The following is a 24,786-nucleotide window of genomic DNA, read 5'->3' on the forward strand; positions in this document are numbered from 1 at the left end:
TGACGGCGAGAGACTTAGGATCAGCGTGATTCCAAATCCGCGCAGGTCACGACCCTTGGCGGTCGCGCGCCAGGTTCGCTGATCGCACGCTGAGCACCTTGTCGAGGTAGGCCGCGATGGCATCCCGGTTGCGGGCCAGACATTCGATGCGTTCGGTGAGACGGGCCTGTTCACGTTGCAGCGTGGCGACCATCTCGGGTGTCACGTTGGGAACGTAGATGGTCTGCGGCTGATCCAGACACGGCAGAAGTTGTTCGATGATGCGCGTGGGAAGCCCGGCGTCGAGCAGACCCGCGATCTGCAGGACGACGTGGACATGTGCCTCGCCGTACTCGCGGTATCCGTTCGCGGCACGGCTCGGCATGAGCAGACCCTGCTCTTCGTAGTAGCGCAGCTGCCGACGCGACACACCCGTGCGCTCGGCGAGCTCGCCGATTCGCATGTGGCCCAGCTTACAGTTGACCTTGACGCAAGTGTGAGCGTTCAAGACTCGTTGCAGGGGATGGAAACACCGGCAACGAATCAGGAGGCCCACCCGTGAAGCTCGGACTACGTCTGCCCCAGAGATTGAACGTCGACCTGCGCCACGACGTGGTCTTGGCCGCCAGGACCGCCGAGGCGGCCGGATTCGCCAGTCTGTGGACCTACGAACGCCTCCTGTTTCCCGCCAACCCAGTCGAGTCCTATGCCGGAACCGACGCGCCGTGGCCGACGCACTCGCGGCAGGCCGCCGATCCCCTCGCTGTCCTCACCGCGGCGGCGGTGGTCACCGAGACAGCGCGGTTGGGTACCTCGGTCCTGGTGGCCGGGTTGCACACACCCATCCAACTCGCCAAGGCGCTGGCGACGGTCGACCAGATCAGCGGCGGACGCATGATCGCGGGCCTGGGTACCGGGTGGTCCACCGACGAGTTCCGGGCCGCCGGGGCGCGCCGCGCCGACCGGGGCCCGCTTCTCGACGAGACGCTCGATGTCCTCGACGCCGTCTGGGCCCGTGATCCGGTGACGTTCCGCAGCCCTCACGTGATCATCGATGATGCCGCGGTGCTCCCCAAACCGGTAGCGCAGATGCCGGTGTTGTTGGCCGGCGGCGGCAGCCTGCCTGATCGTTCCGCATCAAAAGCCATGCGGCGCATCGCCGCACGGGCCGATGGCTGGTTGCCGTTACTCACCGAACCCGGGCAGGCCGGAGCGACGCGACTACGCACCGACTGGGACCGCATCCGCGAACTGGCCGCAGAGCGCGGCCGAACCCCCGATGCCATGGAGATGATCGTCGTCGGTAATGTGACCTTCACCGAACGCTCGGCCGGGCCGGATCGCCCGGCTTTCGTCGGAACATTCGATCAGATCGTCGAGGACGTGCACACCGCCGCCGAGGCCGGTGCGGACGAACTCATCGTCGATCTGAACCTGCAGGACTGGTTCACCAGCACACCGCAGATGCTGGAAACGGCAGTGCAGATCCACGAACGCTTCGTGGCAGCCTGACCAATGGTCGAACGTGTGTTCTAATGGAGCCCATGACTGTAGACGCTTCGCCTGACACCGTCACCCCGCCCGCCGAGAACACCGCGCCGGAGAGTACGCCCGCGAAGGCCCCGCGGAAGGCTGCGGGCAAGCGGTCCAAGACCATCGAACTCACTCTCACCGTCACCGGCACCGCAGACGGCGAGTGGCGCGCCGATCTCAAGCACGGCAGCACCTTCCTCGCCCGCAATCTCTCGGTCACGGCCGCCGCGGTGTCGCGCGCGGCCAAGGAACTGCACCAGGAGATCTCGACCCCACTCGACGCCGTGATCGATGAGGCACGCGCGCAGCAGGCCGCGCGGGTCGCCGCCCTGGAGGCCGAACTCGAGGCTGCGCGTAAGGCACTCGCCGACCTGAACTGATTGCGGCTCACGGCGCGACGGCGTACCGCGGCTTCGGGCCTGGCGCATCGAGCAGCAGACCGGCAATGCGGTCCAGCGGAACGGGATCGGCGACGAGGTCGGCCCATGGGAACCGATCCTTGGTGCGTTGCAGAAAGTTCAACGCCTGCAGCAGATGCCGGGGTTCGTAGTTGTGGACGCCGACCAGGGTGAGATGCCGGCGCACCACGGCCTCCGGGTCCACCGCGATGTCGCCGTCGGGAGCGACCGACCCGGCGAACACCGCGACACCGGAGACATCGAGAGTACGCAGGCCGGCCTGCAGCGCTGCGGACTTACCGGAGAACTCGAGCAGGACGTCGCACTCCTCGATCTCGTTCACCGACTCGGCGGTCACTTCGGCCCCGAAATGCGCTGCGATTTCACGCCGTTCGGCCGACGGGTCGACCGCGGTGACCGTGCTGGCGCCGAGGTCGGCGGCCGCGGCGAGCGCGGTGAGCCCCAGCATGCCCGCACCGATCACCACCACCCGCCGTCCCCCGACCGGCAGGGCGCGCTCGATCACCGCCATCACGGTCGCCGTCGCACAGGCCGCGGGTGCGGCAAGCGCATCGGCGATGTCGTCGGCGACGACGGCCACCGGCATGCCGCGCGGCAACACCACATGCCCGGCGTAGCCGCCCGACAAGGGCCATGCGGAGTACAGGGATTCGTGTCCGGCCTTGCGGAGCGTGCGGCATTTCGCGGTGACGCCCGCAACACACCGGTCGCAGGTGCCACACGGCAGCGTCACCGACCAGACCACGCGTCGGCCTTTGCCGAGTGGGTTCCCGTCCACCGCAAGCGGTTCACCGTCGCCGAGTGCCACGATCTCTCCCACCGTCTCGTGTCCGAGGACCGACGGACAAGGCTGCGGGCGTCGGCCTGTCACGGTGTGCCGGTCGCTGCCGCACACCGTCGCCAGGCGCACCCGCACCAGCACCTCACCGGTCTGCAGCACGGGCAGCGGCACCGACTCGATGACGACGTCGCCGCCGCCGCGCCAGATCGCCGCGCGGGTGTGGGAGAGCTCGGTGAAAGTCGTTGCGTTTTCTTCCACTTGGCTGGTCATGACGCAGTCGCGGCGGTGCGCGTCACGCCGAACAGTTCAGGCAGGTCGGCCACCGAGGACAGCAGGTGGGTGTGCGGATGCGCACTCAGTTCGGCCTCATCACTCGCCCCCGAGAGCACGCCGACGACATAGCCTGCCCCTGCGTTGATGCCCGCCTGCAGGTCGCGCGGGGTGTCCCCCGCCACGAGTACGCGCGAGATATCCTGCACACCAGAGTGTTCCATGGCGCGGTAGATCATGTACGGCGCCGGGCGGCCCGCGGCCACGTCACTGCCGCACACGACGGTGTCCACCACGGAATCCCCGTCCCAGCCCAACGAGGCGAGCAACGCGTCGACGATGTCACGGTCGAACCCGGTGTTGAGCGCAACCTTGATACCCGACGCGCGCAGATCCCGGATGGCGTCGGGCACACCCGGCAGCGGCACAGGCGGATGTTCGGCGTACGCCGCCTTCAGGCGGGCCCTGAAGTCCTCGACGATCACCTGCAGTGCCGCGTCGTCAGCCGGGGCCAGAAGGGCGCGCAGCGCCTCATGTTTGGCCGCGCCGTGCCACTTGGCGATGTCGGCCTCGGACGGCGTACCGCCATGGGCGACGACCGTCTGTTCGAGGACGCGGTACACCGCAGACCCCTCGTCGACCGTGGTGCCCGCGATGTCGAGTACGACGAGTTCGGGCCGACGGACCGTGCTGCTCATGCGTGTTCCTTCCGAGATGTTCATGCGGTACAGACACACCTGACTATACAAGTCGATTCCTCAAGAACATCGCTGCCGGCCCCATGAGAACAAAGGCTTTGACTGCCATTCACGCCGAGTTCAGCACCAGTTCCGGATCTCATTGCCGCGGCTCGACGATCACCGACGGTGAAGGTCTCATTGCGGCGGAATTAGTGCACTTCTCGCCTGCAAGGCCGAATGCGCATGTCGTCTCTCGCGTCGACAAACACGTGCCAACTAGGAACAGCCCCCTCAGCCGCACCCACAGGTTGCCGAGCCTCCTCAGCCCCACGTCGGCAGATTCGGGGCGCTCCATCTCATTTTTCGCGCCACAGAAGAAACATCAGCAACTCTGACATCATTGTCAATTAATGAGTTTCATTCAGTTGCCAGAAGTTTCCCACGACCTTTATATTCCCAGTTAAGGGGGTCGTATTATGAGATTCAAGTTCGCTGTTGCCATTGCCTGGTTCGCCGTCGCGGCGCTATCCGTTACTCCGTCCGCAAACGCTGACGTGCAACCCGGCTGCGAAAGCGTTCCGTGGGGATTCCTCGGGACCCAAACGCGCAGCATCTGCGACGAACCGATGCGGCCGGACGGAAGCTGGGTGCGCTATCGCATGGTGTGGATACCGGCTCATTACGTGCCCATCCGCACGAGTTGCGGCACCTACAGTTGCACCACGAGTGGCGGCTACTGGCAAGACGAGCAGGTGTTTGAAAAGGTGAGATACCCCGTGCGACCGGAGACGGTAGTCCCAGGCGAGCCGGGATGGTTGCCACCGAAGTACACCGATTCGGGCGGTTTCACACCGATCAATTTCAACTAGCGCAACGGCCTTCCTCGGCGCGCCCAAGCTGCGATACGGCTTCAGCTGTACATATAGGTACGGAGAAGACGATTGACGTCAGGGTGATGGTTGGCAGATCGATCCCCGGACCACGCAGTTGCCAAAAATCGCACCGGCACCGGAGACCGCAACTCGTCTCAACGGCTCACGTCGCGCCGGCAGCCAACAACAGTCGCAACCGGCGGCGACCGCGGTACAGACGCGACATGATGGTGCCTTCGCTGCACGCCATGATCTCGGCGATCTCGCGGTAGCGAAGCCCCACCACGTCGCGGTAGTAGATCGCCAGCCGGAACTGCTCCGGCAGTGTCGCCAAGGCACCGGCGAGTTCGATGTTGGGCAGCGCATCGAGCGCGTCGAGTTCGGCCGACTGCGACCGACGATCCTGCGCGGCCATTTGATGATCGCTGGTGTGATCGCACAGGTACTCGCTCGGGCGGCGTCGTGCGCGGCGGAGCCCGCTGATGTAGGTGTTGGTCATGATGTGAAGCAGCCACGCCCGGAGGTTGGTTCCCTCGCGGAAGGTGCCGAAGCCGGTGTAGGCTCTCAACATCGTTTCCTGCACCAGGTCTTCGGCGTCCACCGGGTTCCGCGTCAATCGTCTAGCGCGACTACGGAGTTGGCTCATATACGGAAGCGTTTCGTTGACGAATCGCGCACTCAGTTCCGTGTCATTCGCTGCTGGCGCCGGTTCGGTGCCTGCAGTGTGTTGTGATGTCACCATTGCTACACCCTCACCCGGTTCGGGGTGAGTTGTCATCGTCCGACCGTCGAACCCACCCGGGTGATCCCGTTGCTAAACAACGCGTTTCGACGTCAAACGCGCTAGCGCGTAGGCGGTGGACGTCGACGGTCGGCCGTCCACTGGTCTTCGATGCGCCTCACGCGGCGATTCTCCATGACGAACCACAGCGTGCCCGCGATGGCGCCGAGAACGGCGATGAGAACCATCGTGGATACCCACTCATAACGACGATAAGCGGTGGCGGCCACCACACCGGTCAGACCGGACGCCGCGACCACCAACAAAATCAAGCCCGGCCAGTAGAAGTTGTCCTTAACCGCCAGACCCGCATGCGGTTGTGCAGTCCGGAAATGGTCCGCCGGATCCAGGTTTGTGTCGCCCATCGCCCTTTCCTTCGTTGTCGATATCGTCAAGCGTCAGATCGAGTCGGCGCTGTCTCGGATGAGCAACTCGGGCAACGCGATCGCCGCGATCGTGGTCACCAGCCACACCACAAGCGTCGTCGCCGACCAAGGTGCGGCACCGCCCACGGCGAGGCCGTGCGGCAATACCGAAGCGAGAGTCAACGCCACGGCCGTCACGATCAGGCCTGTGCCGCCGAGAAGCAGCGACGCATAGCGGTGGGGCAATCTCAGAACCGACAAGGACAGAACCGCCTGTGTTGCCGCAAATATCGACACCGCGGCCACGAAGCCCGGAACTGTCAGCGAGATCCCGGGAATGATCCAAGCGGCGACCAGCAGGCCCGTGGCCCACGAAGAAAGAAACAATGCGGCCCGGATCAAGATTCTTCTGATGAACTTGGCGCACAACTGAATTCGCCTGCCCACATCCACGATACGTTCGCCTCGCCCTAGGCGCCGGATCTACCCAGGATGCTCTTGCCCGGCGCCCGGGCCGCCGCGACAGCGTCGGCGAGCAGCCACAACGACAGGCCGAGAAGCGCGATGTCCTTCATCAGGAACTGACCGTTGGCCGACAGTACGGGCCAGCCACCGGCGGATGCTTCGCCCACGTCGGGAGTGGTGATCATGAAGCTGAGAGTGGTCAAGAAGAACAGTGAGGAGATCACACCACCGAGGACGGACGCCTTGGGATACCACGGCTTGAGTGCCAACAGCGTCGCCGTGATCAGTTCGACGATCCCGAGAAGCCGACCGAAGTTCCTGATGGAGACCAGGTCGAAGATCCAGCTCAAGAACGGACTGTTCGCGATCAGAGGCGAAATACCGTGAGACTCATAGTAGGTGAACTTCATCGCGCCGAACCATACGAGCACTATGACCAACGCATAGCGGGCCACGAGCGGAGCCGCGGTGATCAGCCGGGGGCTCCTCAACTCATCTGTCTTCGTGTCATCGACCTGTGACATTCCTGTCTCCGTTCGTATCTCATCGCGCCACTCTGGCCGCCGAGAGCCCTCTGCCTCCCCTGCCCACCAAGCCGAGGCGGTGCAGTTGCCCCCGTGGCTCATACAGCTAGCACTCTCGGCGGAAACGGGGTGACATGTCTTCACCCGACAGCACGTTCACCCGGGTGATCATCCGAGGCTGGGATACCGACCTGGTTCAGATCCTGGCTCTGTCCGGTACCTCACGAACCAGCAGTTCTCCCATGCGGGACGATGCTTGATGAACCCAGCGACCGAACCTGCGGCCAGCACAATGAGCGCGTTCACGGTCAGGATCACCGCAACCTGCGTCCCTCCGAACAGACTGATTCATGCGACCCGAACTGCTCCTGAGTTCGGTGGGCACCGCTCATCACACCAGGTTGACCGGAGTCATCAGCGCGCCAGCGGTATCCGCCAGGAGTCGGCCCCGCGAAGGTCCAGCCACACATCCGTCGGGGTCCGCGCCAACCGTGCCAACACGTGTTCGCAGGCCGGGCATCGCACCACGATGCCCGGTGCACGATCGTAGACGTGGCTCTCGGCGAACGCCGCGCTGCGCCCACAGCCGGCGCAGGTCAACGTCGCGACGGTGACATCGAATCCCAGTACTTCCGCGAAGGCACCCGCGGCGGAGTTGCCGTCGACGTGTATCGATACTTCCATCATTCCTTCTTCCTCGATCAGCCGCTCGGGCCGAACCGCTCGGTCCGGATGGTCGATGCCGGATGCCCCAGCCCGATCAGCTTCGTCGTCACCGATTCCACGAATCCCGTGGGCCCACAGACGTAGATGCGCACATCGTCATCGGGTGTCCACCCCGCGGCCTCGAGATCATCGACATCAACCCGTCCAGGTGGCCGGACCGTCTCCGCGGTTGCCTCGCGCGTGTAGATCACCGCGACGTGCAGCCAGCCGCACTCGCGGTCGAGCTGCTCCAGCTCCTTGGCGTAGTACACATCGGCCGGACTGCGCACGGAGTAGATGAGACGAAAATTTCTGCTGCCCACACGTTCCCGCTGACGGATCATCGCCATCAACGGCACGATTCCCGACCCGCCCGCGATCAGGAGGATCTGAGACCGTTCCTCCGGACGCCACACGAACCAGCCACCGATGGGTCCACGAAGTTCGACCTCCTCGGCGGGGCCCATGCCCACGAGGTACGGTGACACCTCCCCATCGGCGACCACCTGCACCGTGAGTTCGACCTGTTCCCCGTCGGTGGGTCGGCCCAGTGAGTAACTACGCTGTGCGCTGTAGCCGTCTTCGGCGGTCAGTTTGACGTCGACGTGTTGACCGGCGAGGTGACCGGCCCAACCCGGCACGATCAACCTGATCGTGCGCGCGGAACCCGTCTCGGGCGTCGAGTCCACCACTCGGGCAACGCGCCATCGTGACCTCGGTGTCACGCCGTCGGCCACGAGTCAGTCTCCGGCGTAGCGCTGTTCACGCCACGGATCGCCGTAACGGTGATAACCCAGGCGCTCCCAGAATCCGAGTTTCTCGCTGTCGCACAACTCGATGGATCTGACCCACTTCGCCGACTTCCAGAAGTACAGGTGCGGCACCAACAGCCGCGCCGGACCCCCGTGCACCGCAGGTAACGGTTCGCCCTGGTAGCCGTAGACGATCCAGGCCTTTCCACCGACGAGATCTGCGATCGGGATGTTGGTGGTGTAACCACCGTAGGAGCCGACCAACGCGAATTCCGCATCGGTGTCCACCGATTCGAAAAGCGTGTCCAACGAGACACCTTCCCATTGGGTGTCGAACTTGGACCATGTCGTGACGCAGTGGATATCGACCGTGAACCGTTCGTGGTGCAGTTCCTGCATCTGTTCCCAGGTCCATACATGTTCGTCACCTGACTCGTTGCGGATGGCGAACCGCCAGTCGGCGAGATTGATGCGCGGAGTGGGGCCTGCCTGCAGGACCGGGAAGTCCCCGGTCAGATGCTGGCCGGGGGGCAACGGCCGCGCGGAATCCACACGACGTCCGTGAAACCCTTTGTTGACGACACTCATTGGAACTCCCTATCCGACGTTCTCTCGGTTACCCGGGATGGCCGTCCGCGCCGGCGGCGCGTGGACCGTCGGTGTGTACAGATTTCCCCCGGTCGGGTTGATGCCCTTCTCCGTCGGTGCCGGTGGCGGTACCGACGGAGTCGAAGGTTGTGTGGTCGTGGTGGTTGTGATGGTCGTGGTCGTCGTAGTTGTCGAAGGCTCATTCGACCCGGTTCCGCCGCAGCCGGCGATCGCTGCGGCCACTCCGGCCAGCACTGCACCGCCTGCCACGGCGCGCGCGAGGCGTACACGATCAAGGTTTTCCAGCATGACATCTCCGATCGACTCGGTGTGGTCGCCGCTCCACGGGATCGGTGCGGTCCAGGATCGAGATGGCCCCTTTGGCCTCAAGGATCGCCAAATGGACACCCTCGGCGTTCGGATGCCCGTGTTCGCGCAGTACTGCCTCGATATCGGCAACGGTCAGCCCGCCACGGCGCAGATTGCGTCGGCTCACCTCACCTTCTCTGATCAGGACGATCAGCGGTGGATCGATCAACCGGCACAGGGCGGGTACCAGGCGCAATCGCGCGACAACCGCATGCGCGGCCAACAGGCACACCAGTGCGGCGGTGGCCTGCAGCCATCCGGTGTCCGTGGCGGTGGCGGCGCGCCCGACGATGGCGCCGGCCGCGACCGCGGCGATCCAGTCGAATGGCGCGAACTCCGCGAGGGTGCGTCGTTCGGTGAACCGGAACAGGATCGCCGCGGTGATGAACAACGCCGCAGTCTTGACCGCCACGTCCCCGACGGCGGGAACATCACCGAGGAGGACATCCACGATCCGGTTCACGGGTGTTCCGTCGATCCGCGGTACGCATCCAGCAGTTGACGCCACGACGCCGCGAATTTGGCGACGCCGTCCTTCTCCAAGGTCTCGAAGATGTCGGCAAGGTCGACACCCACCGCCCTGATCTCATCGAGCGTCGCGTGCGCCTGGCCGACATTTCCGGTCACAGCATCGCCGGCGATCACACCATGGTCCGCAACGGCCTCCAGGGTGTGTTCCGGGATCGTGCACACGGTGTCCGGCGCGACCAACCCGGTGACGTACATCGTGTCGGGATACGCGGGGTTCTTCACCCCGGTCGACGCCCACAGCGGTCTCTGCACGTTGGCACCGGCGGATCTCAATGCGGCATAACGGGTTCCGTCGTGGAAAACGTCCCGAAACACCGCGTACGCCAGGCGTGCATTGGCGAGGGCCGCCTGCCCCCGCAACGTCAACGCGGTGTCGGTGCCGATCGCCTCCAGCCGCTTGTCGATCTCGGTGTCGACGCGCGAGACGAACAGCGAGGCCACCGAGTGGATTTCGGAGAGATTGTGCCCGGCGCGCTGTGCGGCCTCCAAGCCGGTGAGGTAGGCATCCATCGCCTGCCGATGCCGTTCGATGGAGAAGATCAGCGTCACGTTCACCGAGATCCCCTGGGCAACTGTGGCGGTGATGGCTGCCATACCGGCCGTCGTGGCGGGAATCTTGATGAACAGGTTCGGCCGATCAACAATCTTCCACAGCTCGGAGGCCTGGCTGACCGTCGTGTCCGCGTCATCCGCCAGTCGAGGATCGACCTCGATCGACACACGTCCGTCCCACCCGCCGGAAGCCTCCCACTGCGGGCGCAGAACATCACAGGCGACGCGCACGTCGTCAGTGATCACGGTGCGTATCGCCGAGTCCGGATCGATCCCGTCCCGAGCCAGTACGTTCAACTGCCGTGTATAGGCCTGCCCATGCGAGATTGCGTTCTGGAAGATCGACGGGTTGGTGGTGACGCCGACGACGCTCCTCGTGTCGATCAAACGCTGCAGATTGCCCGAGGTCAGGCGGTCACGAGATAAATCGTCCAACCAAACCGAAACCCCCGCAGCCGACAGCGCACTCAGATTCGGGTTCTGTGTCATCGAAGGAGTTCCAGCGATCGAGGACGCCGCGGGTTCGACATCTTCGCGGCGACGAGCACAGCGGTGAACGCGAGAACCGGCAGGTACGCGGCGACCAGCATCCGCTGGTCGCGCACCGACACTCGCCCGCGACACCCAGGGCGGCCCTCAGTCATGGTGGCTCGCTGTCGCCGACGCCGCGGACACATCGGATCCGCTGTCAGAGGCTGTCTCTGGGTCTGCCTCGGGGTCCAGGATCCACTCCGGCCGCACCCAGTGGCAGGTGTAGCCACCAGGATTGCGCTGCAGGTAGTCCTGATGTTCCGGTTCGGCTTCCCAGAACACACCCGCGGGCGTCACTTCGGTGGCCACGGGACCCGGCCACCGTCCCGACGCGTCGATCTCGGCGACGATGTCGAAGGCGACCCGCTTCTGGTCGTCATCGAGGTAGAAGATCGCCGAACGGTAACTGGACCCCACGTCGTTGCCCTGCCGGTTCTTGGTGGTCGGATCGTGGATCTGGAAGAAGAATTCCAACAGCGCCCGGTAATCGGTCTGCTGGGGGTCGTAGGTGATCTCAACCGCCTCGGCGTGTCCGGGATGGTTGCGGTAGGTGGGGTGGTCGTTGTCTCCCCCGGTGTAACCGACCCGGGTGGAGATCACGCCGGGCAGCGCGCGGATGAGATCTTCCAGTCCCCAGAAACATCCGCCCGCCAGCACTGCAGTATGGGTTGTCATGGTTGTACCTCGTTGAGTTGGGAGTCGGTGTGTCGTGTCGAATCGCCGGACGAGTCGAAGAGGCTCAGGTAACGCCCGTATCCCTCGGCTTCCAGATCGTCGCGGTGGATGAAACGCAGCGACGCTGAGTTGATGCAGTAGCGCAGCCCGCCGTCGGACATCGGGCCGTCGGTGAAGACGTGCCCGAGATGGCTGTCCCCGTGGCGGAATTTGTCAAGGTGTTTGAGTCCAGTGGGTGTTAAGCGGCTTCCGTTTCGGTCTCCTGTTCGGCCGGTTTGGGTGGGTTGATCGCCGCGGATTCAGGTAGGTCGATGACCTTGGGTGCGGTGTCGCGGCCGAATCGGCGTGGGTGGCGCGCCCTGGCGTCGGCGAGCACGGCTCGGCGCTGGGTGTCTTTCCCGCCGGCGAGGCCGTAGAACACATCGGCGGGTGTGTGCAGCCCGATGCCGCTGTGGCGGTGTTCATGGTTGTACCACTGCACGAATCGGTCCATGAAATCCCTCGCGTGATGGATGGATTCGAAGCGTTCCGGGAACGCCGGCGCATACTTCAAGGTCTTGAACCAGGACTCGCTGTAGGGGTTGTCGTTGGATACCTTGGGCCGCGAATGCGAGCGGATGACGCCCAGATCCGAGAGCAGTCCGGCGACGGTGTTGCTGGTCATCGAGGTGCCCCGATCAGCGTGCACGACGTGTGGGATGCCGTAGGTGCCGAAGATCTGTTCCATCATCTCCTTGGCCAGCTGGCCGCATTCGCGGGCGTGCACATGGACCCCGACGATGTAACGCGAGTAAATGTCGATCATCACGTAGGCGTCGTAGTAGACCCCTTTGACCGGGCCGGCCAGTTTGGTGATGTCCCACGAATACACCTGCCGCGGCGCGGTGGCCACCAGTTCCGGGCAGACCGCTTTGCGGTGCCGGGCCAGCCGACGGCGCTCCTTGACCAGCTTGTTGGCATTGAGGACGCGGTACATCGTCGACACCGAACACAGGTAGCTGCCTTCATCGAGCAACGTGGCCCACACCTGCATCGGCGCGGCATCGACGAACCGGGCACTGTTGAGCACCTCAACCACCCGGGCGCATTCGGACTCGGTGAGCTTGTTGACCGGGACCGGTCGTGGTGCCCGATCGGCAGGCGCCGGCGCGGGTTTGGCGCGTCGAGTGGCCGTCGAGCGGTGCATGCCGGTCACCTCCGCGGCCTTGCGGGTCGGAATCTGGATATCCCGCAGATCGTTGTAGGCATCCATCAGCGCTTGGTCGGCGGCGTGTCGGTGTCCGCGCTCTCGGAGAGAGACTCCAAGAGCGCGTGTGCTTTTCCCATGATCCCCAGGGCAGCCTCGGTGGTCGCCAGCCGATTATTGGCCTGGGCGAGTTCCTTTTTCAGGCGGGCGATCTCGGCCTGCTCGCGGGTGAGTTTACCGACCTTCTCCCCAGGTGCCTTGCCTTCCAACACCCCAGCATCGCGTTGTTTGCGCCACTCGGCGATCTGCGAGGAATACAACCCCTCACCGCGCAGGTACGCCCCACCATCGTTGGTCGTACAGGCCTGCTCATAGGCATCCAGGTGGGCCAGCTTCTGCGCCGGAGAAATCGAGCGCCGCCGGCGCGGGCCATCAGATCGCGGTGAAGGTGCCACCGCTCCAGTCTCGCGCACAGCAGCCATCGTCGTCGTCATGGTTCAGGTGATTCCGTTCTCGCCCCGAGATCAAGCCAAGTTGCCAAGTTGCTAAGTACCAGTGGACTCAACTCACCCTGACACCCAGGGTGGCGTGAACGAACTTCGGTGCGCACCATGAAGTGACTGCGGTCAGACTTCTCGACGACGTAGCCGTCGTCGAGTGGTCTGGTGAAACTCGGCCAACCGGTTCCGCTGTCGAACTTGTCGGCAGAGGCGAACAACGGCTCCCCCGACACCACGTCGACATAAATGCCTGGTTCGTGATTGTTGACGTACTCACCGGAGAAGGGTGGCTCGGTGCCGCTCTCCTGGGTCACGTGGTACTGCTCGGGGCTCAGCGCCTCGAGTGCGTCGGGATTCTTGCGATATTCGTGCATTCGGATGCTCCTCAGGACTCGGCTAGTTGCGTCCGGCCATGACGCCACCGTCGACGTTGAGAATCGCCCCGGTGATCCAGTCGGCCTGGTCGGACAGAAGGAACGTGATCGCGTTCGCCACGTCGGCCGGCGTACCCACGCGGCCGAGGGGGTGCATCGGCGCGAACGTCGCGAGGGTGGCATCGATCTCGTCTGCGGGGATGAACTTTTCGTACAGCGGTGTCTTCACGACCGCCGGTGCGACCGCGTTCACACGGATGCCGTTGCCCGCCAATTCGATTGCCAGATTGTGTGTGAGAGCGTGCAGGGCCGCCTTCTGCATGGAGTAGGCCGTCGACGGGGTTGCCCCGATGGCCTGGTGCGCCCACATGGAGCCGATGTTGACAATCGATCCACCTACGGTTTGGGCCACCATGCCTGCCACCACGGTCTGGGTGAGGAAGAACAGCGCGTAATTCAGATCGAGATACGAATCGTAAGACTCGGCGTCGTAGTCCAGGAACGGCTTCGGGACGAAGAAGCCGGCGGCATTGACCATCAACGTCGCGTCACCGTGATGCTCGGAAAGCGCTGTCTGGACGTCGGCAACCGCGGCCCGGTCTGTCAACTCCGCGGCGATTCCCCAGGCCTGTCCCCCTCGGCTCTTCACTTCGGCAACCGTGTCATCGACACGACGTTTCGAACGTCCGATGACCACGGCGCTTCCGCCGCGATCGACGATGTCTAGCGCTGCTTGGCGTCCCATCCCGGCACTACCGCCGACAACGACGACCTTCTTGCCCTCGAACTCTCCACCCACTGCTCGGATCCTTTCGTAGATCACCTGCGCTGCCGCCCAGGCATGTAGAAGGTCGAGCCTGGCTCCGAGGAGGGTTAGCTGTCGTCACCCCGCGGGGTCAACCACCCGGGTGAATCGGGTTCCGCGGCGCGGACGTTCACCCGGGTGAGGAACCGCTGTGGGCGATGACTGTTCACCCGCCGCTGGTGAAGGCTGCTCGTCAAGACACCCGAATGAGAGGGAACGAAAGGGCAGCCGTGAGAGTCCTGAGAGCATTCACCGCACTGACCGCCGTTCTGGCGGTGGCGCACGCTGCCCATGCCGATCCGATGCCGCCGAACGCCAACCAGGCACCGGTGGTGCGCAAGGTGTTCGACCAGCCCAGCAATGTTCCGGGCAAAGTCGTGCAGGCCGTGACCGTCAGCTACCCACCCGGGTCACGCAGTGCGCCTCACCACCATGCGAAGTCAGCGTTCATCATGGCTTACGTGATCTCAGGCGCGATCCGAAGCGAAGTCGAGGGCGCGCAGCCGGCGCGGATCTACCATGCCGGCGAGACGTGGAGCGAATCCCCTGGCGCACACCACACGATCAGTGAGAACGCCAGTGCCACCGAACCCGCCGAATTGCTCGCGGTCTTCCTGCTCGATGCCGGCGACGGTCCGCGCACCACAGACGACCCGACCCGTTGAGGCGGAGGGTCTGTGCACACGCCTGATCCGGTTCGGGTCGTCCGGTTTGCCCTTCGGTTGTCACTGGCCGCGGCATTTCTGTCCGCCGTCGCAGACCGCTTCGGCTGGTGGGAGCCACTGGGCCAGGGCAACTGGGGCAGCATGAGTACCTTCGCCGAATACACACACCAGCTTGTTCCGTTCTCGCCGGGATGGCTGCTCACCGCTATCGTCTGGGCGTCCACCGCAACCGAATCCGTACTGGGGGTGTTGTTGCTGACGGGCCGGTGGCCGAGATACGTCGGTGCGGCAACTTGTTTGGTGCTCATCGTGTTCGGTGTTGCGATGGCGGTCTCTCTCGGTGTCGAGTCGCCGCTGAGCTACAGCGTGTTCACCGCCGCGAGCGGTGCTGCGGCCTACGCAGTGCTCGGCACCACATCGCCGCTTCATGCGCCGGACGGCAAGGAGTCCATCGCTCGGACACCCCGTCGCACCTCGATGGGGGGCCCTCAGCGTATTGACGTCGAGGCGGGCCGGGCAGCCCAGGCTGTTTTGGTCGAACACCACTGGAAGCGATGGTGGACATGATCCGACAAGAGTTCGACGTCGTCGTTATCGGCGGCGGTGTGGGCGGCGTGGCCGCCGTGCGAAAGCTCGCGGCGGCCGGGCTCACGGTCGCGATCATCGAGGATCGGCTGGTCGGTGGTGAGTGCCATTACTTCGGCTGCAACCCGAGCAAGACACTCATCCGCCCGATCGAGGTGTTCAACCTGGCGAGAGCAGTCCCCGGGGTACGGGAGACCATTGGGAAAGAGATAGTTTACACCCCAAGAGTTTTCGACAAGCGCGACGCGATCATCGAGTACCTCTCGGACCACGACCGGACCACCTCATTGCAACAGGCCGGCGCAGCGGTGTTCCACGGGTCCGGCCGATTGAGCGGTCCCAGAACCGTGCGGGTGACGCACACCGATCGCCACGCCGGCCACACCGACTCTGTCCTGACCGCGCTCCACGCGGTCGTTCTCGCCACAGGCACCCGTCCCAACATCCCGGCGGTACCGGGGTTGGCCCAGGCACGCCCGTGGACCAACAGGGATCTGACCACCATGACACACGTGCCTGGGCGCACTCTGGTCGTCGGTGGCGGTCCGATGAGCGTCGAGTTCTCCACGATCCTGGCCGGCCTGGGTTCCGAGGTGACGCATCTGGTACGCGGAAACTCATTGCTGGGCGGTTGTGAACCCGAAGCCCGTGAGATGGTCACGCAGTCGTTGCGAGACAACGGCGTCACGTTCCACTTCGGCACGCAGTTGTCGGGGGTCGCCCGTCCGGTGCCGGCCGGGCCGGTCACCGTGACTTTCAAGAACCGGACCGCCGAGGTCGACGAGATCGTGCTTGCCGCCGGACGGCACACCAACACCGACGACCTCGGACTGGACACCGTCGGTCTTCGCAGTGGCGAAATCGTCGCAGTCAACGACAATCTCCAGGCGGTCGGCGTCCCCGGCGGCTGGTTGTACGCTCTGGGCGACACCACCGGACGTGCACGGCTGTCACACATCTCGACCTATCACGGCCGACTTGCGGCCGACATCATCGTCGCCCGGGCCGCCGGCCACCACCACCTGCTCGACGAGCTCTCCGCACGCGACGCCCACAGTCAGGCGCAGGTCATCTTCACCGACCCTCAGTTCGTCAGGGTGGGGCGCTCGGAACATCAAGCCAGAGCGGAAGGTCTCGCGGTGAGGACACGAACTGCGCACTACCCCGAGGCCGTGACGCATTTCGCACTCAACAGAGACGAGTTCGTCGGATGGGCCAAACTGGTCATCGACGACGAGCACAACACCCTGCTGGGCGCGACGTTCGTGGGTCCGCAGTTCTCCGAGTTGGTGCAGGCAGCCACTCTGGCCATCGTCGCGAAGCTGCCCATCAGTCTCCTTCGCCACGCCGTCGCTCCGCACCCGACCATCAATCAGGCATGGGATCCGCTCCTCGCGCAGGAAACCGAACTTGTTCAGCACCTGAGGACCTGCGAGCCGACAACGCACCGGGTGGCGCTGTGAGCCTCCGTGCGGCGGGTGTGCGCGCTTTCGGCGACGCGGTACAGACCCTCGAGATCCACGCGCCGCGCCCTTTGGCAACTGACGAGGTCCTCATCGAGGTTCGCAGCGCCGGTATCGGCAATTGGGATGACATCATCCGCACCGGCGGATGGGATGTCGGCACGCGTCCACCACTGGTACTCGGCGTGGAAGGGGCCGGGGTCATCAGGAGCGTCGGCAGCGACCAGACCGGCTTCCGCATCGGCGATGAGGTCCTGTGTCACCCCGTTCCGCTTCGCGATCAAGGGACATGGGCGCCATACCTGATCGCGCCCGTCGGATCTCTGGCGCGCAAGCCGCCTGAGATCTCTTGGGAGACCGCAGCGGTCTTCCCGATCCCCGCGTTGACCGCTGAGCAGGTCGTCGGCGATGCGTTGGCCCTTGGGGATTCGGACACCTTGCTCGTCCACGGAGCGGGTGGGCTCACCGGTGGGCTCATCGTCCAGTTGGCGGCCCTGCGCGGAGTCGATGTGCTCGCCACCGCAAGCCCACGCAGCGCCGACCGGGTGCGCGGGTACGGCGCACGTGAGGTGCTCGACTACCGGGATCCGTTGTGGCCACATCACGCAAAGGCGTTGACAACAACCCCCATCCGCGCCGTCGCCAACGCGGCCCCCGGCGGCGCTGACGCGGCGATGACGTCACTGGCCGACAGCGGCCGATTGGTGACCATCACACCGGATCCGCCGGCATCAACCCGTGGCATCACCGTCGGTTCCGTCTACGTACGGTCCGACGGTGCTCAACTCGCCCGCCTGACGGCATTACTCGCTGCTCGGCAATTGCGCATGCCGGCCCCGCGGACCTGCCGTCCGGAGGAGGCAGCCGACGCTCTCGCGCGGGTCGTCGCAGGCGAAGAGCCCAGCGGTGTGGCCATCAACCCGGGCCACCGCGCGGCCGGGGCGACGCCAGACCGCCCCGGATGACCGTGACTCACCCAACACCGAAGCAGTTTCAACACCGAGGAGCATCGCGATGACAACCACCAGCACCAGGATCCACACCGGGGTCGGCGCCCACATCGCCACTGGATACGCCGATGCGATCGCCGTACCCAGCGCTGGCACAACGATTTACGTGTCTGGGACTCCCGGGTTGCGTGAAGACGGCACCACGCCCGAGGACTTCACCGAGGAAGCCCGGCAGTGCTGGGCCAATGTCGAGGCCGCGCTCACCAAGGCGGGTGCCGCCCTCACCGACATCGTCTACATGCGGCAATGGCTCACGAGCCGCGACAACGTGTCGGCGTACATGGCGGTGAGCGGAGACGTCATTCGTCATCAACCCGCGGCCATGCTCACCATCGTCACCGGCCTGGTGTGGCCCAGCATCCACGTCGAGGTCGAAGTCGTCGCAGTCCTGCCGGCATGAGTGACCATCCTGTCATCGACCTGTCGGTCGACGAACTGCTCACCACGACACGTTCTGTACGCAGGCGTCTCGATCTCACCCGGCCCGTTCCTCTCGGCCTGATCCGGGAATGCCTGGAAATCGCGGTGCAGGCGCCGACGTCGGGCAATCTGCAGAACGCCAGCTTCATCGTGGTGACCGACGGCCGACAGCGCCGGGATATCGCTGACGTGTACCTGAGCACCTGGAACCAGATCGCCGCGTCGCCGTACGCGGTGGCCGACCGGTTCAAGGATGACCCAGTACGAAATCGTCAACAGCGCAGGGTCTCCGACAGCGCGGCCTACTACACCGGCACAACCTTCCACCGTGCCAAGCGGATCCCGCTCGACGATGTTCTGCACGTCGACCGATGGTGAGTTTGCGCAGCGTGGCACCGACCCACCGTGCGATGGTGGTCGCGGTGACGGTGTCGATGGTCGCGTTCCTGGACTCCACGGTGATCAATTTGGCCCTGACAGCCATCGAACATGACCTGGGCGGCGGACTTCCGCTGCAGCAGTGGATCGTCGACGGCTACCTGTTGACCATGGCAGCCGCGATCCTGCCAGGAGGATCGATCTCGGACCTGTTCGGACGTGTCCCGGTGATGCGGTTCGGGCTGGTGGTCTTCGGGGCCGGATCGGTTCTGGGTGCCGTGGCCGCCTCGGCAGAAGTGCTCATCGCCGCGCGGCTCATCCAGGGTCTCGGCGCGGCGTTCCTGGTGCCCGGCTCGCTGGCACTGATCAACACGGTCTTCGACAAAGCACACCAGTCTGCGGCGATCGGTGTGTGGACCGCGTGGACGGGAACCGCATTCGCGCTGGGCCCGCTGCTGGGCGGCCTGTGCGTCGACCTGCTCGGCTGGCGTTGGGTTTTTGTGCTGTCGGCGATCCCGATGGCTGCCGGGTACGCGTTGACGTTTTGGCTGTGCCCGGTGTCGGGGCACGTCGTGGGTGCCCGCGTCGACGTCGTCGGGGTCGTTCTGTCGTCGGTGGGACTGGCCGCGACCGTCTTCGCATTGATCGAGTCGCAACGGAGAGGCTGGGCCGACCTGGTCGTCGCCACGCCAGCGGTCCTGGGAGTCGTCGCGCTGTCCGGTTTCGTGGGCCGGCAGCGGCGCAGCACGCAACCGTTGCTTCCGTTGTCACTGTTCACGGTTCGCAATTTCACCGCAGTCAACCTGGTGACGGTGTTCGTCTACGGCGCGTTGACGCTGGGCTCGCTGACTGTCGTTCTCTACGCCCAGGAAATCGGCGGATACTCGGCCACCGCCGCAGGACTGGCCACGCTACCGATTCCGGTCATGTCGTTCATCCTCGCCCGCCGCGTCGGCCGTATCGCCGCGCGGACGGGACCTCGCATGTTCTTGATCGCCGGTCCCGCCCTGTCGGGTCTCGGGATGGCGCTGGTCCGTTTGAAGGACAATGGATTCCACGCCACGACGGATCTGTTGCCCGGTATGGTTGTCTTGGCGCTCGGCCTCGTCCTCACGGTCACGCCGCTGACCTCGATGGCTTTGGCGTCGGTTCCGACCGAGCACAGTGGTTTGGCCTCCGCAGTCAACAACGCCGCCGCTCGACTGGCGGCGCTGGTATCCGTAGGCTCGATGGGGATGATCACCGTCGGCTCGACCGCTGCCGGTTTCGTCAACCTCTTGAAGGTCAGCGCCGCGCTGTTCGTCCTGGGATCGTTGTGTGCCGCAGTGTGGATATCCGATTCCCTCGGGGGATACGGACCTGTGCCCTGCGACCTCGCGGCATCGTGCCGCGACCGGCCCGGTGTCCAGCCGGCACTGGCCGAACAGTCACCTCCGCAGTGACGGCAGGCTACCGTCGGCGAGGTACTTCTTCTGGACATGTGCGTCGATCCAATCGGCGTAGCGAGTCGAGAAGATCGTGGCGTCTGGATTGGGCGCGAGGGTGTGATCGTCGATCACCGCGCCGAAGTACGGTGCACCGGGATCGGTCACGACCCGGCGCTGATCTCCCCGGGCCGCAAGACCGGTACGGACGAAGTCGTCCATGCCGATGACTTCCGGCCCAGCGATCTCGACCACCCCGTTGGCAGGCTGACCGAGTGCAGCACGAGCGACGGCTGTGGCGACATCATCGGCCGCGATGGGACGGAACGAGGCATGCGGCAACCTGACAACATCGCCGTCGGTCGCGGAATCGGCCAATCCGACCGCAAATTCGTAGAAGGGTGTGGCCCGCACGATGGTGTACGGCCGGCCGGAATCCCTGATCAGGTTCTCCTGGGCCGCCTTCGCGGTGTTGTAGCCGCTGTCCGGCATGCTCTGCGCACCCACCACCGACAGCACGACGTGATGGGAGACGCCTGCCTGCCACTCGGCCGAGAGCAGGTTCGCGGTGGTGGTGACGAAGAACCGCATCACCGGGTCGTCGTCGAACACCGGTGAACCGGACACGTCGACCACGACATCCGCGCCCGCGACCGCGGCGGCGAGGCCTTCCCCGGTGAGTGCGTCGACACCTGAGCGACGGGATGCGGCGGTGACGTCGTGGCCCTGCGCACCGAGCTTCGCCGCCACTTTGGCGCCGATCAGGCCACGACCGCCGATGACCACGATCTTCATGAGAGTCCTTTCACAACCGGTCGAATCAGTCAGAGGATTCGCCAGTCGTCGTCGGCCACGATGTGCATGGCCGATTCCTCGGCTGACGCGGCGCCGCCGTCGATACCGACGTCGTAGGCGCGGTAATCGGAAGTGGAATCAGTCGGGTCGATCTCGAAGGCGAGAAGCCGGCCCGCGCGGGCATCGCCGACCTGATTGTCGATGGGTTCGCCATCGCTGTCGACGCTGTCACCGATGCCGTCGCCGTCCCAGCGGTCGGTCGTGTCTGGCACCTCGCGGGCCAGACGGCGCGTCAGACTCTCATGCATACGCGCCTCACGCTCCGTGAGCCCCCACGCACCCAGTTCTCGCGGGCTTTCCGGAGGTGAATAGCCTTCGTCCAGACCGATACCGGTCTGCTCGGAGTCCAGGCTCTCCTCAGGTTCGAGGAGATGGCTCGAGACGTCGTCGAATTCAGAAATACCCATCGGTGCGGTCTCCGTTTCTTCTCGCGGTGTGACCGCGCAGAGCGATTGCTGTTTCGAGCATGGGGCGCATGAAGGCGAGTTGTCATCACCCTGTGCGCGATTCACCCGGGTGAGCGAATCAGATGGAGTCAGACGTCCACCACGGCCTGCAGAATGTCGAACTCACCGAAAAGCGTTCGGCCACATGAGGGACAGTGAACGACACGCCGCAACAGTCGGTGCACCCTGGTCGGCGTCATCTTGGCCATGATGCGCCGCGCGGCGTTCTCCAACGCATCGCGGTGATCAGCGCAGACGAAACCACAAGCATTGCCGTACTCGTCACAGTCGAAGCGCCGGCAATCTCCGACGACATGAAACTCCACGTACGCCACCGCGGTTCTTTCGCAACGAAGCCCTGATTTCGGACATCCCAGCTCGCATTGCGTCGCAATGTCGCTGTGCCCGATGACGTCACGGAGGATGTCCGATCGGTTGCCCGGCACGGTCCCGTCGGATATCGGGCCCGGCTCCGGAGATCCGGTGTTGAAATGCATCCACTTCCCCTTCGAGTTCGCTGACCGGACGATGCGGTGTGTCACAGACTTCATTCGGGCAGGGCGAACGGTCATCACCCTGACCTTCCGTTCACCCGGGTGATCAGAGCGAAGTTTGCGCTGAGGCGGTGCCTTTGCTCAGAGCAAGCCGAGTTCACGACCGCGGGCAACCGCCGAATTGCGGTTGTCGACGCCCAGTTTGCGGTAGATGGCCCGCTGGTGGGTCTTCACAGTATTGAGCGAGACGTAGAGTCGCTGACCGATGTCGCGGCGCGACAGCCGGGTGGCCAACAAACGAAGAACCTCAAGTTCTTTCGATGTCAGGTCCTCGGCGATGTGTTCGTCGTTGTACGCCGCGACCGCCACTCGGCGTCCCTGCCCGGCCGATCCGATCATGGGGTGCACCGCGACGTTGTCCGGACACCGGCGAAGCAGCGCACCTGCCTCGCTGCGACTTTTCTCGGCCGCTTCCAGATCTCCGAAGTCGTTCAGTATCTTCGCCCTCACCATCAAGGCCTTTGCGACCTCGAGGATTCCCGCGCCCTTGCGGGCCAGGCCGACCGCCAGATGAGCCGCGTCCGCGGCAGCGGCCCATTCACCGCTGGCGTACAGGACGACCGACACCGCCAACGACACTGCGACATCGATGAAATTCTGAGTGCCGGCCGGATCGGGGCCCACGCCCGTTGCCCGGCGAATCAGATGCTCGGCGTCAGCGAGCTGACCGGATTCGGCCTCGATCAGCGCGAGATAACCCAGCGCATACACACGATGGCGTCGGTCCCCTGTCCTCTCTGTCAGCTCTACGGCACGCTGCAGTTCCGTGCGGGCCTCGTCGATGTCGCCCGAGAAGTACAGGGCGGCCCCGTAGGTGACATGGGCCGCGGACCGAGCCGGCGGTGCCTCGCCGAATTCAAGGGTGGCCGCTTGGCGGGCCGCGTCGAGCGCATTCGTGACGTCACCAATTTTGAACGCGTAGACCTCACGGAGCGCGACCAACTGCTCGGACAGGCCGGCTCGTGCAGAACCCTCGGCGGCCGATACTCCCTCGAGCCCGGCTGCGACCGCTTCGATCCATATCCGCGCATCGTCGAAAAGGCCGACGTTCAACGCGACCCACGCACGGATGGCACTGAGCCGTGGATCGCCCCTGACGGTGCCCTCGGGCAGAAGGTCGAGCCAGCCCGACACGGTCGACAGTCCACCGCCGGCCAGTTCGTTGGCCCAGTCCTCGACGATGAGGTCCGCGCTCTCGGCGATGTCTCCGGCGGCCACGAGGTGACGCAGCGCCTCGTCGACGAGACCCTCGGCCTCGAACCACTTCGCGGCTCGGCGGTGCAGCCCGGGCACGAGTTCGGGTTCGCAACGGTGCAACTCCGCACGCAGAAGCTCACCGAACAGGTGGTGATATCGATACCAGTGCCGTGACATGTCCAGCGGCACCAGGAAGAGATTTTCGCGCTCCATCTCCTCCAGCACCGATACCGAGTCGGAAGACTGCAACACCGCGTCGCACAGCGCACCGTTGAACCGTCGCATCACCGAAGTACGCAGGAGGAAATTGCGAATCCGCGGTGACTGGCGGTCGAGCACCTCGGCCATAAGGTAATCGACGATATGGCGGTTGTCGCCTGCGAACGTCCTGATGAAGGCCGCTGCCTGCGCGCGCCCGGCGAGCGAGAGTGCGGCAAGGTAGAGACCTGCGGCCCACCCTTCCGTTCGCCGGTGCAACAGCCGGACATCCTCCTCGGTCAGGTCCAACCCCAGGACATCGTTGAGCAGCTGACCGGCCTCGCCGACCCCGAAACGTAGATCGTCGCTGCGCATTTCGACGAGCTCACCGTTGGCACGTAGCCGAGCCAACGGCAGGAGCGGATCTGACCTGGTGGCCAGAACGACGTGCAGGTTCGCCGGCATCCTGCCGACGGCAAACGCCACCTGCTCGTGGATCGCGCGATTCACCACCATGTGGTAGTCGTCGAGAATCAGCACGATCGGACGTGCGACCGCGTCCAGATCGTTCAGCAGGGTGGGCAGGACAACCTGAATCGGATCGGCACCCATGGTCAACAGTTCGACAGCGCGGGTACCCACACCCGGGCTGATCTTCTGCAGTGCCGCGATGACGTACATCCAGAACCACACGGGGTCGTTGTCGGATGCATCGAGTGACAGCCAGCCGAATCGCTGGTCCTTGCCTGCACCCAGCGCCCATTGGGAAAGCAACGTGGTCTTGCCCCATCCCACAGGTGCACTCAGCAGGATCAGCCTGGACCGGCAGCTTTGCGACAGTGCATCAAGCAGGGCGGTGCGGTGAACGAGCTGACCGGCGATGGCCGGGATGTGCAATTTGGTGGCGAGCAGAACTGCGCGTTCCGTGTCACCATGTCCCGCTGCGGGTCCCTCTGAGGCGTCCATGTCCGAACTCCACGAATTGAATGAATCCAACGTCAAGGTAGGAATATTCGGCCTTGACGAGTACTGGGTGAGCGCCCTTTGCCCGACTTTCCAGAGACTTTCTGCCGGGGCGCCGTGGCGCGTTGTCCGCGATGCTCGCGGTGCAGTCATTGAAACAGACGAATCCTGCGTGATTTCTGGCGGCTCGTACGGGCGGCGCTTGGTGGGCGCGCTCATGGCCGTCTGGACACCAGGATGTAGCCGCCGAAGCCGATCACCACCGGCACCATCGCCAGCATTCCCAAAAATGTGCTGATCATCTTCCTCAAACCTTTTGTATCGCTGGCGCGTTGGCCTCCTCAACCCATGACACCGCTGCGCACAGATGGTGAGCGCATCTGCCCATCAT

29 protein-coding genes and 3 pseudogenes are annotated in these 24,786 nt (G+C 64.6%); 10 read left to right on the plus strand and 22 right to left on the minus strand.

What is annotated here, in order from left to right; genetic code table 11:
* Nucleotides 1–46: 46 nt before the first annotated feature.
* Nucleotides 47–442 carry a MerR family transcriptional regulator gene (locus AT701_RS21495; RefSeq protein WP_003895791.1) on the minus strand — a complete coding sequence of 132 codons (396 nt, stop codon included), beginning with the start codon at nt 440–442 and terminating at the stop codon, nt 47–49.
* 95 nt (nt 443–537) lie between these two features.
* On the opposite strand from AT701_RS21495, the gene AT701_RS21500 reads away from it, so the two are divergent.
* Entirely contained in the window at nt 538–1,491 is a 954-nt protein-coding gene (locus tag AT701_RS21500; protein WP_058126553.1) for an LLM class F420-dependent oxidoreductase, read from the plus strand.
* A gap of 23 nt (nt 1,492–1,514) precedes the next feature.
* Nucleotides 1,515–1,892 (plus strand): DUF6319 family protein, encoded by a 378-nt coding sequence (locus AT701_RS21505; protein WP_003895792.1) that lies wholly within the window; start codon nt 1,515–1,517, stop codon nt 1,890–1,892.
* Between the two features lie 7 nt (nt 1,893–1,899).
* Here AT701_RS21505 and AT701_RS21510 read toward each other — a convergent pair whose 3' ends face one another.
* The gene (locus tag AT701_RS21510) at nt 1,900–2,982 is read right to left on the minus strand and encodes an alcohol dehydrogenase catalytic domain-containing protein (RefSeq protein ID WP_174519607.1); all 1,083 of its coding nucleotides are present in this window, start codon (nt 2,980–2,982) and stop codon (nt 1,900–1,902) included.
* The gene (locus AT701_RS21515; protein ID WP_014878023.1) at nt 2,979–3,680 is read right to left on the minus strand and encodes a phosphonatase-like hydrolase; all 702 of its coding nucleotides are present in this window, start codon (nt 3,678–3,680) and stop codon (nt 2,979–2,981) included. The genes AT701_RS21510 and AT701_RS21515 overlap by 4 nt, the downstream gene beginning before the upstream one ends.
* A 458-nt stretch (nt 3,681–4,138) precedes the next feature.
* Here AT701_RS21515 and AT701_RS35790 point away from each other — a divergent pair, with 458 nt between their 5' ends.
* Nucleotides 4,139–4,531: a CDGP domain-containing protein gene (locus tag AT701_RS35790; RefSeq protein ID WP_081319549.1), complete on the plus strand. Its 393-nt coding sequence runs from the start codon at nt 4,139–4,141 to the stop codon at nt 4,529–4,531.
* A gap of 166 nt (nt 4,532–4,697) precedes the next feature.
* Here the strand turns inward: AT701_RS35790 and AT701_RS21520 are convergent, their stop codons facing one another.
* The 15 genes and pseudogenes from AT701_RS21520 to AT701_RS21595 all read right to left on the minus strand — a co-directional run bounded on the left by AT701_RS21520 (nt 4,698) and on the right by AT701_RS21595 (nt 14,177).
* The gene (locus AT701_RS21520; RefSeq protein WP_228099817.1) at nt 4,698–5,180 is read right to left on the minus strand and encodes a sigma-70 family RNA polymerase sigma factor; all 483 of its coding nucleotides are present in this window, start codon (nt 5,178–5,180) and stop codon (nt 4,698–4,700) included.
* Between the two features lie 197 nt (nt 5,181–5,377).
* Complete coding sequence (usfY, locus tag AT701_RS21525; protein ID WP_011729803.1) at nt 5,378–5,680, minus strand: protein UsfY; 303 nt, start codon at nt 5,678–5,680, stop codon at nt 5,378–5,380.
* A gap of 33 nt (nt 5,681–5,713) precedes the next feature.
* Nucleotides 5,714–6,133, minus strand: coding sequence for a hypothetical protein (locus AT701_RS21530; protein WP_011729804.1), 420 nt, complete (start codon nt 6,131–6,133; stop codon nt 5,714–5,716).
* Between the two features lie 17 nt (nt 6,134–6,150).
* Complete coding sequence (locus tag AT701_RS21535) at nt 6,151–6,669, minus strand: YkgB family protein (protein WP_011729805.1); 519 nt, start codon at nt 6,667–6,669, stop codon at nt 6,151–6,153.
* A gap of 414 nt (nt 6,670–7,083) precedes the next feature.
* Complete coding sequence (locus AT701_RS21540) at nt 7,084–7,356, minus strand: DUF6510 family protein (RefSeq protein ID WP_036463178.1); 273 nt, start codon at nt 7,354–7,356, stop codon at nt 7,084–7,086.
* Nucleotides 7,357–7,370: 14 nt separating this feature from the next.
* Nucleotides 7,371–8,111, minus strand: a complete 741-nt coding sequence (locus AT701_RS21545; RefSeq protein ID WP_011729808.1) for a ferredoxin reductase — start codon at nt 8,109–8,111, stop codon at nt 7,371–7,373.
* Nucleotides 8,112–8,114: 3 nt separating this feature from the next.
* Nucleotides 8,115–8,714 (minus strand): sulfite oxidase-like oxidoreductase, encoded by a 600-nt coding sequence (locus tag AT701_RS21550; protein ID WP_011729809.1) that lies wholly within the window; start codon nt 8,712–8,714, stop codon nt 8,115–8,117.
* A gap of 292 nt (nt 8,715–9,006) precedes the next feature.
* Complete coding sequence (locus AT701_RS21560; RefSeq protein WP_011729811.1) at nt 9,007–9,546, minus strand: DUF421 domain-containing protein; 540 nt, start codon at nt 9,544–9,546, stop codon at nt 9,007–9,009.
* On the minus strand, nt 9,543–10,655 hold the full coding sequence (gene tal / locus AT701_RS21565) for a transaldolase (protein WP_011729812.1): 1,113 nt from the start codon (nt 10,653–10,655) through the stop codon (nt 9,543–9,545). The genes AT701_RS21560 and tal overlap by 4 nt, the downstream gene beginning before the upstream one ends.
* Nucleotides 10,652–10,810: a hypothetical protein gene (locus tag AT701_RS34880; protein WP_162139511.1), complete on the minus strand. Its 159-nt coding sequence runs from the start codon at nt 10,808–10,810 to the stop codon at nt 10,652–10,654. Before AT701_RS34880 ends, tal begins: the two co-directional genes overlap by 4 nt.
* A complete protein-coding gene (gene msrA, locus AT701_RS21570; protein ID WP_011729814.1) occupies nt 10,803–11,372 on the minus strand; it encodes a peptide-methionine (S)-S-oxide reductase MsrA in 570 nt (189 codons plus the stop codon). Before msrA ends, AT701_RS34880 begins: the two co-directional genes overlap by 8 nt.
* Nucleotides 11,369–11,575 (minus strand): annotated as a pseudogene (locus AT701_RS21575) (peptide-methionine (R)-S-oxide reductase); the annotation flags it as partial. The pseudogene AT701_RS21575 and the gene msrA, both read right to left, overlap by 4 nt.
* 35 nt (nt 11,576–11,610) lie before the next feature.
* Nucleotides 11,611–13,040, minus strand: a pseudogene (locus tag AT701_RS21580) (IS3 family transposase).
* An 8-nt stretch (nt 13,041–13,048) separates the two neighbouring features.
* A complete protein-coding gene (gene msrB, locus AT701_RS21590; RefSeq protein ID WP_223495706.1) occupies nt 13,049–13,432 on the minus strand; it encodes a peptide-methionine (R)-S-oxide reductase MsrB in 384 nt (127 codons plus the stop codon).
* A 22-nt stretch (nt 13,433–13,454) separates the two neighbouring features.
* A complete protein-coding gene (locus AT701_RS21595) occupies nt 13,455–14,177 on the minus strand; it encodes an SDR family NAD(P)-dependent oxidoreductase (RefSeq protein WP_058127699.1) in 723 nt (240 codons plus the stop codon).
* 266 nt (nt 14,178–14,443) lie between these two features.
* On the opposite strand from AT701_RS21595, the gene AT701_RS21600 reads away from it, so the two are divergent.
* The 7 genes and pseudogenes from AT701_RS21600 (at nt 14,444) to AT701_RS21630 (ending at nt 20,200) form a co-directional block, all read left to right on the plus strand.
* Complete coding sequence (locus tag AT701_RS21600) at nt 14,444–14,902, plus strand: cupin domain-containing protein (protein WP_058126554.1); 459 nt, start codon at nt 14,444–14,446, stop codon at nt 14,900–14,902.
* 12 nt (nt 14,903–14,914) lie between these two features.
* Nucleotides 14,915–15,325, plus strand: a pseudogene (locus tag AT701_RS21605) (MauE/DoxX family redox-associated membrane protein); the annotation flags it as partial.
* 131 nt (nt 15,326–15,456) lie between these two features.
* Nucleotides 15,457–16,950, plus strand: a complete 1,494-nt coding sequence (locus tag AT701_RS21610) for a dihydrolipoyl dehydrogenase family protein (protein WP_058126556.1) — start codon at nt 15,457–15,459, stop codon at nt 16,948–16,950.
* A complete protein-coding gene (locus AT701_RS21615) occupies nt 16,947–17,915 on the plus strand; it encodes an NADP-dependent oxidoreductase (protein WP_058126557.1) in 969 nt (322 codons plus the stop codon). The genes AT701_RS21610 and AT701_RS21615 overlap by 4 nt, the downstream gene beginning before the upstream one ends.
* Before the next feature lie 49 nt (nt 17,916–17,964).
* Nucleotides 17,965–18,360: a Rid family hydrolase gene (locus AT701_RS21620; RefSeq protein ID WP_058126558.1), complete on the plus strand. Its 396-nt coding sequence runs from the start codon at nt 17,965–17,967 to the stop codon at nt 18,358–18,360.
* Nucleotides 18,357–18,758 carry a nitroreductase family protein gene (locus tag AT701_RS21625; protein WP_011729822.1) on the plus strand — a complete coding sequence of 134 codons (402 nt, stop codon included), beginning with the start codon at nt 18,357–18,359 and terminating at the stop codon, nt 18,756–18,758. The genes AT701_RS21620 and AT701_RS21625 overlap by 4 nt, the downstream gene beginning before the upstream one ends.
* An 11-nt stretch (nt 18,759–18,769) precedes the next feature.
* Complete coding sequence (locus AT701_RS21630; RefSeq protein ID WP_223495710.1) at nt 18,770–20,200, plus strand: MFS transporter; 1,431 nt, start codon at nt 18,770–18,772, stop codon at nt 20,198–20,200.
* On the opposite strand, the gene AT701_RS21635 is transcribed toward AT701_RS21630, so the two are convergent.
* The 4 genes from AT701_RS21635 to AT701_RS21650 form a co-directional block, all read right to left on the minus strand.
* A complete protein-coding gene (locus AT701_RS21635) occupies nt 20,186–20,977 on the minus strand; it encodes an SDR family oxidoreductase (protein WP_058126560.1) in 792 nt (263 codons plus the stop codon). The two genes, AT701_RS21630 and AT701_RS21635, sit on opposite strands and share 15 nt — an antisense overlap.
* Nucleotides 20,978–21,006: 29 nt before the next feature.
* The gene (locus AT701_RS21640) at nt 21,007–21,444 is read right to left on the minus strand and encodes a DUF5709 domain-containing protein (RefSeq protein WP_058126561.1); all 438 of its coding nucleotides are present in this window, start codon (nt 21,442–21,444) and stop codon (nt 21,007–21,009) included.
* Between the two features lie 128 nt (nt 21,445–21,572).
* Nucleotides 21,573–21,980, minus strand: a complete 408-nt coding sequence (locus AT701_RS21645; RefSeq protein ID WP_011729826.1) for a hypothetical protein — start codon at nt 21,978–21,980, stop codon at nt 21,573–21,575.
* Between the two features lie 138 nt (nt 21,981–22,118).
* Nucleotides 22,119–24,740 (minus strand): winged helix-turn-helix domain-containing protein, encoded by a 2,622-nt coding sequence (locus tag AT701_RS21650; RefSeq protein WP_223495713.1) that lies wholly within the window; start codon nt 24,738–24,740, stop codon nt 22,119–22,121.
* Between the last annotated feature and the right edge of the window lie 46 nt (nt 24,741–24,786).

The organism is Mycolicibacterium smegmatis, from assembly GCF_001457595.1.
Lineage (GTDB): Bacteria > Actinomycetota > Actinomycetes > Mycobacteriales > Mycobacteriaceae > Mycobacterium > Mycobacterium smegmatis.

What these genes read in the sequence shown, in the direction of transcription:
- AT701_RS21495 (WP_003895791.1), bottom strand. Translation starts at nt 442, where the DNA reads ATGCGAATCGGCGAGCTCGCCGAGCGCACGGGTGTGTCGCGTCGGCAG.
- AT701_RS21505 (WP_003895792.1), top strand. Translation starts at nt 1,515, where the DNA reads ATGGAGCCCATGACTGTAGACGCTTCGCCTGACACCGTCACCCCGCCC.
- AT701_RS21510 (WP_174519607.1), bottom strand. Translation starts at nt 2,982, where the DNA reads ATGACCAGCCAAGTGGAAGAAAACGCAACGACTTTCACCGAGCTCTCC.
- AT701_RS21515 (WP_014878023.1), bottom strand. Translation starts at nt 3,680, where the DNA reads ATGAGCAGCACGGTCCGTCGGCCCGAACTCGTCGTACTCGACATCGCG.
- AT701_RS35790 (WP_081319549.1), top strand. Translation starts at nt 4,139, where the DNA reads ATGAGATTCAAGTTCGCTGTTGCCATTGCCTGGTTCGCCGTCGCGGCG.
- AT701_RS21520 (WP_228099817.1), bottom strand. Translation starts at nt 5,180, where the DNA reads ATGAGCCAACTCCGTAGTCGCGCTAGACGATTGACGCGGAACCCGGTG.
- usfY (WP_011729803.1), bottom strand. Translation starts at nt 5,680, where the DNA reads ATGGGCGACACAAACCTGGATCCGGCGGACCATTTCCGGACTGCACAA.
- AT701_RS21535 (WP_011729805.1), bottom strand. Translation starts at nt 6,669, where the DNA reads ATGTCACAGGTCGATGACACGAAGACAGATGAGTTGAGGAGCCCCCGG.
- AT701_RS21540 (WP_036463178.1), bottom strand. Translation starts at nt 7,356, where the DNA reads ATGATGGAAGTATCGATACACGTCGACGGCAACTCCGCCGCGGGTGCC.
- AT701_RS21550 (WP_011729809.1), bottom strand. Translation starts at nt 8,714, where the DNA reads ATGAGTGTCGTCAACAAAGGGTTTCACGGACGTCGTGTGGATTCCGCG.
- tal (WP_011729812.1), bottom strand. Translation starts at nt 10,655, where the DNA reads ATGACACAGAACCCGAATCTGAGTGCGCTGTCGGCTGCGGGGGTTTCG.
- AT701_RS34880 (WP_162139511.1), bottom strand. Translation starts at nt 10,810, where the DNA reads ATGACTGAGGGCCGCCCTGGGTGTCGCGGGCGAGTGTCGGTGCGCGAC.
- msrA (WP_011729814.1), bottom strand. Translation starts at nt 11,372, where the DNA reads ATGACAACCCATACTGCAGTGCTGGCGGGCGGATGTTTCTGGGGACTG.
- msrB (WP_223495706.1), bottom strand. Translation starts at nt 13,432, where the DNA reads ATGCACGAATATCGCAAGAATCCCGACGCACTCGAGGCGCTGAGCCCC.
- AT701_RS21595 (WP_058127699.1), bottom strand. Translation starts at nt 14,177, where the DNA reads ATGGGACGCCAAGCAGCGCTAGACATCGTCGATCGCGGCGGAAGCGCC.
- AT701_RS21600 (WP_058126554.1), top strand. Translation starts at nt 14,444, where the DNA reads ATGAGAGGGAACGAAAGGGCAGCCGTGAGAGTCCTGAGAGCATTCACC.
- AT701_RS21610 (WP_058126556.1), top strand. Translation starts at nt 15,457, where the DNA reads ATGGTGGACATGATCCGACAAGAGTTCGACGTCGTCGTTATCGGCGGC.
- AT701_RS21620 (WP_058126558.1), top strand. Translation starts at nt 17,965, where the DNA reads ATGACAACCACCAGCACCAGGATCCACACCGGGGTCGGCGCCCACATC.
- AT701_RS21625 (WP_011729822.1), top strand. Translation starts at nt 18,357, where the DNA reads ATGAGTGACCATCCTGTCATCGACCTGTCGGTCGACGAACTGCTCACC.
- AT701_RS21635 (WP_058126560.1), bottom strand. Translation starts at nt 20,977, where the DNA reads ATGAAGATCGTGGTCATCGGCGGTCGTGGCCTGATCGGCGCCAAAGTG.
- AT701_RS21640 (WP_058126561.1), bottom strand. Translation starts at nt 21,444, where the DNA reads ATGGGTATTTCTGAATTCGACGACGTCTCGAGCCATCTCCTCGAACCT.
- AT701_RS21645 (WP_011729826.1), bottom strand. Translation starts at nt 21,980, where the DNA reads ATGCATTTCAACACCGGATCTCCGGAGCCGGGCCCGATATCCGACGGG.